This is a genomic window from Kitasatospora sp. A2-31 (assembly GCF_022288725.1).
GTDB lineage: Bacteria > Actinomycetota > Actinomycetes > Streptomycetales > Streptomycetaceae > Kitasatospora.
The window spans coordinates 257804-271311 of sequence record NZ_JAKNTA010000003.1; the positions used below are offsets into that span (position 1 = coordinate 257804).

Annotated in this window: 12 protein-coding genes; 6 read left to right on the top strand and 6 right to left on the bottom strand. The window is 71.1% G+C overall.

Going from position 1 to position 13508, the window contains the following annotated elements; translation table 11 throughout:
- Positions 1 to 129: 129 nt before the first annotated feature.
- The 6 genes from rsmG to rpmH form a co-directional block, all read right to left on the bottom strand.
- Positions 130 to 1002 (bottom strand): 16S rRNA (guanine(527)-N(7))-methyltransferase RsmG, encoded by an 873-nt coding sequence (gene rsmG / locus MCM47_RS09925; RefSeq protein ID WP_238860470.1) that lies wholly within the window; start codon positions 1000 to 1002, stop codon positions 130 to 132.
- Between the two features lie 178 nt (positions 1003 to 1180).
- Positions 1181 to 1711, bottom strand: a complete 531-nt coding sequence (locus tag MCM47_RS09930; RefSeq protein WP_238860472.1) for a R3H domain-containing nucleic acid-binding protein — start codon at positions 1709 to 1711, stop codon at positions 1181 to 1183.
- Between the two features lie 84 nt (positions 1712 to 1795).
- Positions 1796 to 2968 carry a membrane protein insertase YidC gene (gene yidC / locus MCM47_RS09935; protein ID WP_238860474.1) on the bottom strand — a complete coding sequence of 391 codons (1173 nt, stop codon included), beginning with the start codon at positions 2966 to 2968 and terminating at the stop codon, positions 1796 to 1798.
- Entirely contained in the window at positions 2965 to 3336 is a 372-nt protein-coding gene (gene yidD, locus MCM47_RS09940; RefSeq protein ID WP_238860476.1) for a membrane protein insertion efficiency factor YidD, read from the bottom strand. The genes yidC and yidD overlap by 4 nt, the downstream gene beginning before the upstream one ends.
- Positions 3333 to 3761, bottom strand: a complete 429-nt coding sequence (gene rnpA, locus MCM47_RS09945) for a ribonuclease P protein component (protein WP_238860479.1) — start codon at positions 3759 to 3761, stop codon at positions 3333 to 3335. Before rnpA ends, yidD begins: the two co-directional genes overlap by 4 nt.
- Positions 3762 to 3779: 18 nt before the next feature.
- The gene (gene rpmH / locus MCM47_RS09950; RefSeq protein ID WP_030059672.1) at positions 3780 to 3917 is read right to left on the bottom strand and encodes a 50S ribosomal protein L34; all 138 of its coding nucleotides are present in this window, start codon (positions 3915 to 3917) and stop codon (positions 3780 to 3782) included.
- 441 nt (positions 3918 to 4358) lie between these two features.
- On the opposite strand from rpmH, the gene dnaA reads away from it, so the two are divergent.
- The 6 genes from dnaA (at position 4359) to gyrB (ending at position 13506) form a co-directional block, all read left to right on the top strand.
- Positions 4359 to 6215 (top strand): chromosomal replication initiator protein DnaA, encoded by a 1857-nt coding sequence (gene dnaA, locus MCM47_RS09955; RefSeq protein ID WP_238860480.1) that lies wholly within the window; start codon positions 4359 to 4361, stop codon positions 6213 to 6215.
- A gap of 952 nt (positions 6216 to 7167) precedes the next feature.
- Positions 7168 to 8298 carry a DNA polymerase III subunit beta gene (dnaN, locus tag MCM47_RS09960; protein WP_238860482.1) on the top strand — a complete coding sequence of 377 codons (1131 nt, stop codon included), beginning with the start codon at positions 7168 to 7170 and terminating at the stop codon, positions 8296 to 8298.
- Positions 8299 to 8402: 104 nt separating this feature from the next.
- Positions 8403 to 9329, top strand: a complete 927-nt coding sequence (gene gnd, locus MCM47_RS09965; protein WP_308222309.1) for a phosphogluconate dehydrogenase (NAD(+)-dependent, decarboxylating) — start codon at positions 8403 to 8405, stop codon at positions 9327 to 9329.
- Between the two features lie 74 nt (positions 9330 to 9403).
- Positions 9404 to 10537 carry a DNA replication/repair protein RecF gene (gene recF / locus MCM47_RS09970; RefSeq protein WP_238860486.1) on the top strand — a complete coding sequence of 378 codons (1134 nt, stop codon included), beginning with the start codon at positions 9404 to 9406 and terminating at the stop codon, positions 10535 to 10537.
- A 150-nt stretch (positions 10538 to 10687) separates the two neighbouring features.
- Positions 10688 to 11227 carry a DUF721 domain-containing protein gene (locus tag MCM47_RS09975; protein ID WP_238860488.1) on the top strand — a complete coding sequence of 180 codons (540 nt, stop codon included), beginning with the start codon at positions 10688 to 10690 and terminating at the stop codon, positions 11225 to 11227.
- Between the two features lie 257 nt (positions 11228 to 11484).
- On the top strand, positions 11485 to 13506 hold the full coding sequence (gene gyrB / locus MCM47_RS09980) for a DNA topoisomerase (ATP-hydrolyzing) subunit B (protein ID WP_238860490.1): 2022 nt from the start codon (positions 11485 to 11487) through the stop codon (positions 13504 to 13506).
- Positions 13507 to 13508: the final 2 nt, after the last annotated feature.

A 13508-nucleotide genomic window follows, 5' to 3' on the forward strand; every position in this document is an offset into this window, starting at 1 on the left:
ACGTGAAACACCATGCCCGCAATGTCGGATTTCTGACGGTGCGACACTCCGATTGCCGGGTTGTCCCCCGAAACGACCAACGGGCGGGCGGTCCGGAGGACCACCCGCCCGTGTCGAGCATCACCCGCCTCAGCGGCCGCGGCGCCGCCCGCCCCGACCGCGCTCGGCACCCCGGGCGGCGCCGGCGGTGCGCCCGGCCCGGGCCGCCTTGGCCCGCCGGGTGGCGGCCTTCACGCCGCCCGGGCTCTCCCCGGCCTTGACCTGGACCACCCGGGTCGAGGTCTCCAGGGTGCCCTCGCCGACCGAGATGACCGACCACTCCACCGCGCCGAGCTTGGCCAGGCCGGCCCGCGACTCCGCCAGCTCCTGCTCGGCGCTGTCGCCCTTGAGCGCCAGCATCTGACCGTGCGGACGCAGCAGCGGCAGGCCCCAGCCGGCCAGCCGCTCCAGCGGCGCCACCGCGCGGGCCGTCACCACGTCCACGGCCAGCTTGCCGACCATCTCCTCGGCCCGGCCGCGCAGCACCGTGACGTTCTCCAGCCCCAGCTCGCGGACGACCTCCTCCAGGAAGGTGGTCCGGCGCAGCAGCGGCTCCAGCAGCGTCACCGACACGTCCGGACGGGCCAGCGCGACCGGGATGCCGGGCAGGCCGGCCCCCGAGCCGACGTCGCACAGGGTGGAGCCGGGGGGCAGCAGCTCGGCCAGCACCGCGCAGTTCAGCACGTGGCGGTCCCAGAGCCGGGGCACCTCGCGGGGGCCGATCAGCCCGCGCTGGACGCCGGCCGTGGCCAGCAGCTCGGTGTAGCGGACCGCGGCGTCGTAACGGTCGCCGAAGACCTCCCGTGCCACCGGTGGGGCTTCGGTCAGCTCCGCGGCCGCCGCGCCGTCGGCGACCTGGCCCTCACCGGGCCGGTCCGCCTGGGCGGAACCGGCCGGGCCCTCAGCGGCCGAACCGCCGACGCCCGTCACCGGCTCACCGGCAGCCGCGCTCTCCGTGTCCATCTCGACCTCTCCGCTCCCCGGATCCACCGACCCGCTCTTCACACCGTTTCACGTGAAACATCTCCCGCCGGGCCGTGACACCCGGCGAAGGGACCGCGACCCCGCCCGCACGAAGCGGACGGGGTCGCGTCCTCTTGAAGACCGCCGACCGCCGAGGCGGCCGTCGTCGACTCCGGGCTCAGGCCGGCAGCACGACCACGCACCGCTGGGGCTCTTCGCCCTCCGACTCGCTGCGCAGACCGGCCGCGGCCACCGCATCGTGGACGACCTTGCGCTCGAACGGCGTCATCGGCCGCAGCTTGACCTGCTCCCCCGTGCTCTTCGCCTGCTCGGCCGCCTGGGCGCCGAGCGTGGCCAGCTCCGAACGCTTGCGGGCCCGGAAGCCGGCAATGTCCAGCATGAGGCGGCTGCGCTCGCCGGTCTCCCGGTGGACAGCCAACCGGGTCAGCTCCTGCAGGGCCTCCAGCACCTCGCCGTCCTGGCCGACCAGGCGCTGCAGCGCGCGGTCGTTGCCGTCACTGACGATGGAGACCAGGGCACGGTCACCCTCGACGTCCATGTCGATGTCACCGTCGAGGTCGGCGATGTCGAGCAGACCCTCCAGGTAGTCCGCCGCGATGTCGCCCTCCTGCTCCAGACGGGCGATGAGGCCCTCGTCGGCGCTGGCAGCGGCCTCGACCTCGACGGCGGAGGTGGTGCCTTCCGTCACTGATGGACTCCTTCGGGGATGGGCCCGGGTGGTGGGCCGGGAACGAGGTTCGTGGGCCGCCGGGACGGTCCGGGTCCGGTCGGGTCAGGACTTCTTCTTCGGGCGCTGGCCGCCCTGACCGCCACGCCGGGGCTGCTGCCGTCCGCTCTGGCGGGCCGGGCCCGGCTTGCCACCGGCGGGTCGGGCGGCGGCGGGCTTGCTGCTGCCGGACTCGGCGGGGACGGCCTGGCCCGAGTCGGCCGGAACGGCCTGGGCGGACTCGGCGGGGGCGTCCTTGGTCAGACTCGCGGTCTGACCGCCGGCGTGCTGGCGCTGCGACTTGGTCTGCTTGCGCGGCTGCTGGCGGCGCACCTGCACCGCGTCCTCGACGACGGCCTCGGCCGAGGCGGGGGCCGTCTTCTTCGGGGGCAGCAGGCCCCAGAGGGCACCCTTGATCACGGTGCCGTCCGGGTTGAGCCGGCCGGCCTTCTTCAGCCGCGCCTGGCGCTCGTCCCAGGCCTTGCTGCCCGGAGTCGGGTTGTTGCGGATGACGATCAGCTGCTGGCCCATCGACCAGACGTTGGTGGTCAGCCAGTAGACCAGCACACCGACGGGGAAGTTGATGCCCATCACGGCGAACATGATCGGGAAGACGTACATCAGCATCTTCTGCTGCTGCATGAACGGCGTCTTGACCGTGAGGTCCACGTTCTTGGTCATCAGCTGGCGCTGCGTGATGAACTGCGACAGCGACATCAGGACGATCATCACGGCGACGACGATCTTGACGCTGAGCTCGGAGCTGCCGACGAAGGTCGCGGAGAGCGGCGCACCGAAGATGTGGGCCTGCTGGGCGCTGTCCAGCGTGGCGCCGTCGATGACACCGATCGGCTTGCCGTCGGCGACCTTGGCGAGCACGCCGTAGAGGGCGGTGAAGAACGGCGCCTGGACGAGGATGGGAAGGCAGCTGGAGAACGGGTTGGTACCCGCCTCCTTGTACAGCTTCATCATCTCTTCGGACTGGCGCTGCTTGTCGTTCTTGTAGCGCTCCTGGATGGCCTTCATCTTCGGCTGGATCGCCTGCATGGCCCGGGTCGCCTTGATCTGCTTCACGAAGAGCGGGATCAGGCAGATCCGGATGACGACCACCATCGAGGCGATGGCCAGACCCCAGGCCCAGCCACCGTTCGGGTCGAAGACGTGGCTGTACAGCGAGTGGAACTGGACGATGATCCAGGACACCGCTGTGTACAGGGGATTCAGGAAGGAGAAGGTCACCGGTCAGGCTCCTTGGACATTGGGATCGGCCCCACGGGACCAATGGTCGCCGGGCCCTCGGGGTCCGGACCGGCGGGGGGCGTGGTCACCGGCTGTTCGACGGCGGACCGGCTGCTCAGCAGGTCGCGCAGTCGACGGTGCCACACCGGGTGCTTGCGCGGCGGGACGTGATCGACCCCGCCCGGCGTCCACGGATTGCAGCGCAGGATGCGCCAGACGGTCAGGCCGCCGCCCTTGACCGCCCCGTGCACCCGCACGGCCTCGTAGCCGTAGTGCGAGCAGGAGGGGTAGTAGCGGCACACCGGACCGAGCAGTGGGCTGATGGTCCACTGGTACACCCTGATCAGACCCATCAGCAGGTACTTCATCGCCCTGCTCCCGTCGGCGCCGCAGCGGCGGGCTCCGCCTTCAGCAATCGCTTCAGCGCCGCGTCCAGGTCACGTTCCAGGTCCTGGTACGAGGCGGACGCGGCCTGGGGCAGCGCACGCACCACTATCAGGCTACCGGCGGGCAGCCTGGACAGGCGATCACGGACGAGGTGGCGCAGCCGGCGTTTGACCAGGTTGCGGACGACCGCCGGACCGACGGCCTTGCTCACGACGAAACCCGCACGCGCCGAAGGAGTCCCCTCGGCGACGTGCGGGCGGGAGTCGCTCGTCCGGTCGGCCTGCGCCCCGGGGTCACCGTCTCTGCTGAGATGGACGACCAACAGGGGCCGGCCGGCCCGGCGACCGCGTTTCACCGCGGTCGCGAAGTCCTGGCGCCGCCGCAGCCGATTCTCGGAGGGCAGCACAACAGACTCTGACGCGGATCAGGCGGACAGGCTGGCGCGGCCCTTGCCACGGCGGGCGGCCAGGATGGCGCGGCCGGCGCGGGTACGCATCCGCAGCCGGAAGCCGTGGGTCTTCGCGCGACGACGGTTGTTCGGCTGGAAGGTGCGCTTGCTCACTCGGGGGCTCCTGAGGTGAATCGTAGGATGACGGGGAGTCGCTTGGCCGTCACCGTGCGTCCGCGTGATCTCCCCTGTTACGGAAATCCGGCCCATCGCCCCAGTTCGGCTGGGGTCTGAGGCAATCCACGGCGCCCGTGCTGCGCGCCTTATGGAGCGGGTGGACCCGCGGACATGCGGCAGCGGCCATCGACAACTCGACCTCGATACGGTACGCGGGACGGGGCGCGAGGGTCAAACCAGCCGTCCGTGCGCGGCGGCTCGTACCCGCCCGATCCCCCCGTCGCCCACAGCCTGTGGACAACGACTTGATCCGGCTCAGTTCGCTGACTACCGTTGCAGGACTTGTCTGGTTTGTTCTGCGTAGACGGCCCCCGATCCACAGTCTCCTGATCCACCACCCCCTGCTGGAGCCGCGGGGAACCGAGAAAGCGTGCACCAGTGGCTGATGTCAACAGCGACCTCGTCCCGGTCTGGGCGAGGGTCGTCGAGCGGCTGGTCAGCGACCCGGACGTCGGGGAGATGGACAAGCAGTGGGTGCAGCGCACCCAGCCGATGTGGATGATGCACGACACCGCCCTGCTGGCCACCCCCAACGAGCGGGCCAAGCAGGTGCTGGAGGGTCGGCTGCTGCCGCAGCTGACCGAGGCGCTCAGCCGCGAGCTCAGCCGGCCGGTCCGGATCGCCGTGATGGTCGACGCCAACGCCGCGCCCACCACCCCCGCCCCGGCACCCGCCGAGCCGCCGGCCGCCGAGCCCTACCCGCGCTCCGAGGGCGGCCCCGAGTACGGCGCCCCCGGCCACCAGAACCACCAGGGCTACGGACGGCCCTACCCGTCCGACTACTCCGAGCCCGACTACACCGAGTACGAGCAGGAGCCGTACGGCGGCCCCGGCGGTTACGGGGAGCGCCCGGCACCCGCGTACGGCTCGGGCCAGCCGGCGCCCTACGGCGGTCCGGCCCCGCAGCCGTCCTGGGAGGACCACGACGGCTACGGCGAGCCGGAGCCCGCCCCGCGCCCGCACCGGCCGGTCCCCGGACCGCCCGCGACCACCCAGGGCGACCTCTTCGGCGGCGCCTACGGACCCGGCCCCGGCGAGCACCCGCGCACCGGCTCCGGCCGCCGCTCCACCGGCGCCCGCCCGTCGGCCGGCCGCGCCGCGGAGAAGGCGCCGACCGAGCGCGCCACCGACCGGCCCGCGGTGCCGGGTGTGCCCGCCCCGCCCGGAGCTCCCCCGGCGGGCGGCTCGCGCAAGGACGAGCCGGCCGCCCGGCTGAACCCCAAGTACCTCTTCGACACCTTCGTGATCGGCGCGAGCAACCGCTTCGCGCACGCCGCGGCGGTGGCGGTCGCCGAGGCCCCGGCCAAGGCGTACAACCCGCTCTTCATCTACGGCGAGTCCGGGCTGGGCAAGACCCACCTGCTGCACGCCATCGGGCACTACTCGCGCAGCCTCTTCCCCGGGACCCGGGTGCGCTACGTGTCCTCGGAGGAGTTCACCAACGAGTTCATCAACTCGATCCGGGACGGCAAGGCGGACACCTTCCGCAAGCGCTACCGGGACATGGACATCCTGCTCGTGGACGACGTGCAGTTCCTGGCGAGCAAGGAGTCCACGCAGGAGGAGTTCTTCCACACCTTCAACACCCTGCACAACGCCAACAAGCAGATCGTCCTCTCGTCCGACCGGCCGCCCAAGCTGCTGACCACGCTCGAGGACCGGCTGCGGAACCGCTTCGAGTGGGGGCTGATCACCGACGTCACCCCGCCGGAGCTGGAGACCCGGATCGCGATCCTGCGCAAGAAGGCGATCCAGGAGCAACTGAACGCCCCGGCGGACGTGTTGGAGTTCATCGCGTCCCGGATCACCCGCAACATCCGGGAGTTGGAGGGCGCCCTGATCCGGGTCACCGCCTTCGCCAACCTCAACCGGGCGCCGGTGGACCTGGAACTGGCCGGCATCGTCCTCAAGGACCTCATCCCGGGAGGGGACGAGGACGCCGGCCCGGAGATCACCGCGCAGGTCATCATGCAGCAGACCGCCGCGTACTTCGGGCTGGGCGTGGACGACCTCTGCGGATCCTCGCGCAGCCGGGTTCTGGTGACGGCCCGCCAGATCGCCATGTACCTCTGCCGCGAGCTCACCGACCTCTCGCTGCCGAAGATCGGTGCGCAGTTCGGCGGCCGCGACCACACCACGGTGATGCACGCGGACCGCAAGATCCGCTCGCTGATGGCCGAGCGGCGCTCGATCTACAACCAGGTCACCGAGCTGACCAACCGCATCAAGAGCTAGGCCGGCAGGGCCCCGGCGCGGCCCTGCGGAGGACCCCGGAAAGGGCGTCAGGAGCGATCCTGACGCCCTTTCCGCGTATCCACGGGTGTAGGTCCGGGATCCGGTGGGCAGAGTCGTCCACGACGGACGCTCCGCCAGCCCGCGCTCCGCGCCGAACATCTGACCGGGTATTCGAACCCGATCGGCGCAGCGGGCCGTTGTCCACAGCCGGATGCCCTTCCCCGTCGTCCACAGGCCGGGGAGCCCGGAGTTATCCAGAATTCCTCCACAGACCGCCCGCCGCTACGCTCTTCCGCGCAGGTCAGGTGCCTGTGGACTTGTGCACAACGGTTATCCACAGGGTGTGGACAATTGGCACCCCGTCAGTGGGCCGTTCGGGTTGTCCACCGGTTGTCCCCAGGGCCGACCGGGTTATCCCCAGGTTGTCCACAGGAGCGTCCACAGTTCGACAACCGTGGGGCGTCGTTCATGCTCCGGTGTGAAAGGCGTCACGAAATGTTGACCGGCTCCCGTGGATAACCGTGCCAGGATCTGGGGACAGCGCTGGGGATAACCTGTGGATACCCACGGTGGGCTGTGGGTAACGCTCCGCTGTCCACAGCGGGCCCTGTCCGTCCACAGCCCCCGTCCACACCCGCTGTGGACAAAAAACGAGGTCTGACCTGCGAAAACGGGGTTATCCACGGTTTCCACAGGCCCTACTACTACCACTACACCTATAGACCCATCGCCTCGTTCAAAAGCGGCTGGGGGCGAAATCTGTGGACAACCGCGACCCGACATCCGTTCGGGTTGCTTCCGCCCGTCTGCCCCGTCTGTCGGTGGAGTACGTCAGACTGTCCTCGGCGACTGGAAGCGGAGCGGCAGAGCTCGACGGACAGCCGCAGCGACGATCAAGATCAGAAGAACCAGACGTGCGAGCGGGAGCGCTCGATCCAGGAGGCGGTTACCGGTGAAGTTCCGGGTGGAGCGTGACGTCCTCGCGGAGGCGGTGGCCTGGGCTGCCCGCAGCCTCCCGGCACGGCCGCCGGTGCCGGTGCTGGCCGGCCTGCTGCTGACGGCGCAGGACGGCACCCTGGCGCTGTCCGGCTTCGACTACGAGGTCTCGGCGCGGGTCGAGCTGGAGGCGGACATCGAGGAGGCCGGCACCGTGCTGGTCTCCGGCCGGCTGCTCAACGACATCTCGCGCAACCTTCCCAACAGGCCTGTGGAGATCTCCACCGACGGCCAGCGGGTCAGCGTGGTGTGCGGCAGTTCCCGGTTCACCCTCCCCACCCTCCCGGTGGACGAGTACCCGGCCCTGCCCCAGATGCCCACCGCGACCGGCACCGTCCCGGGCGACGTCTTCGCCTCCGCGGTCAGCCAGGCCGCCGTGGCCGCCGGCCGCGACGACACCCTGCCGGTGCTCACCGGTGTGCGGGTCGAGATCGAGGGCGACCGGATCACCCTGGCCGCCACCGACCGCTACCGCTTCGCCGTCCGCGAGCTGCTCTGGAAGCCCGAGCAGCAGGACGTCTCCGCGGTCGCCCTGGTGCCCGCCAAGACCCTGCAGGACATCGCCAAGTCCCTCGGCAGCGGCGACAGCGTCTCGATCGCGCTCTCCTCGGGCGGAGCGGGCGAGGGCCTGATCGGTTTCGAGGGCGCGGGCCGCCGCACCACCACCCGGCTGCTGGAGGGCGAGTTCCCCAAGTTCCGCAGCCTCTTCCCGACCGAGTTCAGCGCGGTCGCGGCGATCCAGACCCAGCCCTTCCTGGAGGCGCTGAAGCGCGTCTCGCTGGTCGCCGAGCGCAACACCCCGGTCCGGCTCAACTTCGAGCAGGGCGTGCTGACGCTGGAGGCCGGCTCCGGCGACGACGCCCAGGCCACCGAGCGCATCGACGCCGACCTGGAAGGCGACGACATCTCGATCGCCTTCAACCCGGGCTACCTGGAGGAGGGCCTCAAGGCCATCGACTCCGCGTACGCCCAGCTGAGCTTCACCACGCCCACCAAGCCGGCCCTGCTGAGCGGCAAGGCCGCGGTGGACAGCGAGGCGGACGAGGCCTACCAGTACCTGATCATGCCGGTCCGCCTCTCCGGCTGATCCCCTCCGCGTTACCCACAGGCTGTGCACAGCCTGTGGACGGCCTCCCCCGGTCGGGCTCCGACCGGGGGAGGCCCTCGTACTTCAGCGCGTAGGCTCAGGCTGTGCGGCAACGGCGCCGCCGGCAGGCACGTCACCAAAGTAAGGACTTGGTCATGGAGCTCGGCCTCATCGGTCTCGGCAAGATGGGCGGCAACATGCGCGAGCGGATCCGCCGCGCCGGCCACACCGTCATCGGCTACGACCGCAACCCGGACATCTCCGACGTCGAGAGCCTGCAGGAGCTGGTCGCCAAGCTGCAGGGCCCGCGCGTGGTCTGGGTCATGGTCCCGGCCGGCGCCGCCACCCAGGCGACCGTGGACGAGCTGGCCGAACTGCTCTCCCCCGGCGACGTGGTGGTCGACGGCGGCAACTCCCGCTGGACCGACGACGTCAAGCACGCCGAGGCGCTGGCAGCCAAGGGCATCGGCTTCGTCGACTGCGGCGTCTCCGGCGGCGTCTGGGGCCTGGAGAACGGCTACGCGCTGATGTACGGCGGCAAGGCCGAGCACGTCGCCCGCGTGAAGCCGGTGTTCGACGCGCTCAAGCCGGAGGGCGACTTCGGCTCGGTGCACGCCGGCGCCGTCGGTGCGGGGCACTTCGCCAAGATGGTCCACAACGGCATCGAGTACGCCATGATGCAGGCCTTCGCCGAGGGCTGGGAGCTGCTGGAGGCCGCTCCCGAGGTGACCGACGTGCGCGAGGTCTTCCGCAGCTGGCAGGAGGGCACCGTCATCCGTTCCTGGCTGCTGGACCTCGCCGTCCGCGCCCTGGACGACGACGAGCACCTGGCCAAGCTCAAGGGCTGGGCCGCCGACTCGGGCGAGGGCCGCTGGACCGTCGAGGCCGCGATCGACCACGCCGTCCCGCTGCCGGCGATCACCGCCTCGCTCTTCGCCCGGTTCGCCTCCCGCCAGGAGGACTCGCCGCAGATGAAGATGATCGCCGCGCTGCGCAACCAGTTCGGCGGCCACGCGGTCGAGTCGAAGTAAGTCCACAACCGGCCGGGGGACGGCCTCCGTCCCCCGGCGGGCACCGTCACAGAAGGCGAGCGCAGTCCACAGCCATGCACGTCGCGCACCTGTCGCTCGCCGACTTCCGGTCCTACGCCGGGGTCGAGGTGCCCCTCGACCCCGGGGTGACGGCCTTCGTCGGTCCCAACGGCCAGGGCAAGACCAACCTGGTCGAGGCGATCGGCTACGTCGCCACCCTGGGCAGCCACCGGGTGGCCACCGACGCGCCGCTGATCCGCCTCGGCGCCGAGCGGGCGGTGATCCGCACCTCGGTGGTGGCCGGCACCCGGACCACCCTGGTCGAGCTGGAGATCACCCCCGGCAAGGCCAACCGCGCCCGCATCAACCGCTCGGACAACGTCCGCCCGCGGGACGTGCTGGGAGTGCTGCGCACGGTGCTCTTCGCCCCCGAGGACCTCGCCCTGGTCAAGGGCGACCCGGGGGAGCGGCGCCGCTTCCTGGACGAGCTGCTGACCGCCCGCGCCCCCCGGCTGGCCGGGGTCCGGCAGGACTACGAGCGGGTGCTCAAGCAGCGCAACGCCCTGCTGAAGACCGCCGCGATGGCCCGTCGGGCCGGCGGCGGCAAGGGTGCCGACCTCTCCACCCTGGAGGTCTGGGACGGCCACCTGGCCCGCGCCGGGGCCGAGCTCACCGCGTTCCGGATCCAGCTGGTGTCCGCCCTCCAGCCGCTGGTGGCGGCCGCCTACGGGCAGCTCGCGCCCGGTGGCGGGGAGACCGTGCTGGAGTACCGCAGCTCCTTCGAGGGCGAGCTGCCGACCAGCCGCGAGCAGGCCGAGGAGCAGCTGCTCCAGGCCCTCCAGGCGGTCCGCCGGCAGGAGGTCGAGCGCGGGCTGACCCTGGTCGGCCCGCACCGCGACGAGCTGGTGCTCAAGCTCGGCCCGCTGCCCGCCAAGGGCTACGCCAGCCACGGCGAGTCCTGGTCGTACGCGTTGGCGCTGCGGCTGGCCTCGTACGAGCTGCTGCGCGCCGACGGCGGCGAGCCGGTGCTGATCCTCGACGACGTCTTCGCCGAGCTGGACGCCACCCGGCGGGACCGGCTGGCCGAGCTGGTGGCCGACGGCGAGCAGGTGCTGGTCACCGCCGCGGTCGCGGAGGACGTCCCGAAGGCGCTGGCCGGCGCCCGCTACGCGGTGTCCGACGGCGCCGTGCGCCGCGTCGACGCCTGACCGCCGCCGGCCGGCGGCCCCCCTCCTTCCCACACCCCTTCCACACCGGCTCCGCCCGTGCCCCGCTCGCGCCCGGGCCGCCCGCCATCCGTCCGCTCCCGTACGCTGGACGGCTCACCGTTGTCCACAGCCTGGGGATAGGAGATCGCCGTGAGCGAGCCGGCCGAGCAGCCCCCGCAGCCGGGCGCCGCCGAGCCGACCGGGGCCGACCTGGCCCGCTCGGCGCTGCGGGCGGCCCGGGCGCAGGCGCGACAGCGCGGCGAGCAGGTCCGGGAGAAGCGCGAGGCGAAGCGGACCGGTCTGCGCAGCGGGGCGCGGTCGGACGGCCGTGACCCGGTGCCGCTGGGCGCCGCGCTGAACCGGCTGCTGACCGAGCGCGGCTGGGAGTCCTCGGCGGCGGTCGGCGGGGTGATGGGCCGCTGGCCGCAGATCGTCGGCCCGGACATCGCCGCGCACTGCTCGCCCACCTCGTACGACGAGACCGCAGCCGTGCTCACCGTGCAGTGCGACTCCACCGCGTGGGCCACCCAACTCCGCTGGTTGGCAAGGCAGTTGGTGGCCCGTCTGAATCACGAGCTGGGGCACGGCACGGTGCGGACCATCAAGGTGCTGGGCCCGGCGGCGCCGGTCCGCGGCTACGGCCGGCTGCGCGCGCCGGGGAGCAAGGGCCCGGGTGACACCTGGGGCTGAGCGGAGCCGGCCGGGCGGCGAGCGGACCGGAACCCTCCGGAACCGCTGACGGCCCTTCCAGGCGCCCTGGGCCCCCGGGTCGAGTATCGGGACATGTGCAGAGGGGATTCAGGGCGGCATATCTGCCCTCAGGGGCTGCCAAACGCCCATCTCTGTCAGTCGTACCGGTAGACTGAGAGCCAAACACTGTTGCTAGTGGCAACCGAGTCGAAACGCCGTGGTCGCACGCCCGCCCACACGGGGCGGGAATGCGGCCCGTGCTGTGCCAGAGAGGGCGCTTCGTGGCCGATTCCGGCAACCCCAGCCAGACCCCAGACCAGACCGACCAGGGCGAGAAGTCCTACAACGCCAGCAACATCCAGGTGCTGGAGGGCCTCGACGCCGTCCGCAAGCGTCCCGGCATGTACATCGGCTCGACCGGTGAGCGTGGCCTGCACCACCTGGTGCAGGAGGTCGTGGACAACTCCGTCGACGAGGCCATGGCCGGGCACGCGGACACCATCGACGTCACGATCCTCGCGGACGGCGGCGTACGGGTGGTCGACAACGGCCGCGGCATCCCGGTCGGCATCGTCCCCGGGCAGGAGAAGCCGGCCGTCGAGGTCGTGCTCACCGTCCTGCACGCGGGCGGCAAGTTCGGCGGCGGCGGGTACGCGGTCTCCGGCGGTCTGCACGGCGTCGGCGTCTCGGTGGTGAACGCGCTCTCCACCCGGCTCGCGGTGGAGATCCACACCGAGGGCCACCGCTGGACGCAGGACTACAAGATGGGCGCGCCGACCGCGCCGCTGGCCAAGAACGAGGCCACCGACCGGACCGGTACCAGCGTGACCTTCTGGGCCGACCCGGACATCTTCGAGACCACGGTCTACTCCTTCGAGACGCTCTCCCGGCGGTTCCAGGAGATGGCGTTCCTCAACAAGGGCCTGACCATCGCGCTGACCGACGAGCGCCCGGAGCACGCCGACGAGGAGGGCAACCCGCTCTCCGTCACCTACAAGTACGACGGCGGCATCGCCGACTTCGTCACCCACCTCAACTCCCGCAAGGGCGAGGTGATCCACCCCTCGGTCATCGACTTCGAGGCGGAGGACAAGGACAAGTCGATCTCGGTGGAGATCGCGATGCAGTGGAACTCCTCCTACACCGAGAGCGTCTACAGCTTCGCCAACACCATCCACACGCACGGCGGCGGTACCCACGAGGAGGGCTTCCGCGCCGCGCTGACCGGTCTGGTCAACCGCTACGCGCGGGACAAGAAGCTGCTCCGCGAGAAGGACGACAACCTCTCCGGCGAGGACATCCGCGAGGGCCTGACCGCGATCATCTCGGTCAAGCTCGGCGAGCCGCAGTTCGAGGGCCAGACCAAGGACAAGCTCGGCAACACCGAGGCGAAGACCTTCGTCCAGAAGGTGGTGCACGAGCACCTGAACGACTGGCTGGACCGCAACCCCAACGAGGCCGCGGACATCATCCGCAAGTCCATCCAGGCCGCCACCGCGCGCGTCGCCGCCCGCAAGGCCCGCGACCTCACCCGCCGCAAGGGCCTGCTGGAGTCCGCCTCGCTGCCGGGCAAGCTGAGCGACTGCCAGTCCAAGGACCCGGCCGAGTGCGAGATCTTCATCGTCGAGGGTGACTCCGCCGGCGGCTCCGCCAAGCAGGGCCGCGACCCGCGCACCCAGGCCATCCTGCCGATCCGCGGCAAGATCCTGAACGTCGAGAAGGCCCGGATCGACAAGGTCCTGCAGAACACCGAGGTCCAGGCGCTGATCTCGGCCTTCGGCTGCGGCATCCAGGAGGACTACGACGAGTCCAAGCTCCGCTATCACAAGATCGTCCTGATGGCGGACGCCGACGTCGACGGACAGCACATCCGCACCCTGCTGCTCACCCTGCTGTTCCGCTTCATGCGGCCGCTGGTCGAGGCCGGGTACGTCTACCTGGCCATGCCGCCGCTGTACAAGATCAAGTGGGGCAAGGACGACTTCGAGTACGTCTACTCCGACCGCGAGCGCGACGCCGTGATCGCGGCCGGCGTGGCCGCCGGGCGCCGGCTGCCGAAGGACGACGCGATCCAGCGGTTCAAGGGTCTCGGCGAGATGAACGCCGAGGAGCTCCGGGTCACCACCATGGACCAGGCCCACCGCCTGCTGCTCCAGGTCACCCTGGAGGACGCCGCCCGCGCCGACGACCTGTTCTCCGTCCTGATGGGCGAGGACGTCGAGGCCCGCCGTTCCTTCATCCAGCGCAACGCCAAGGACGTCCGCTTCCTGGACGTGTGACG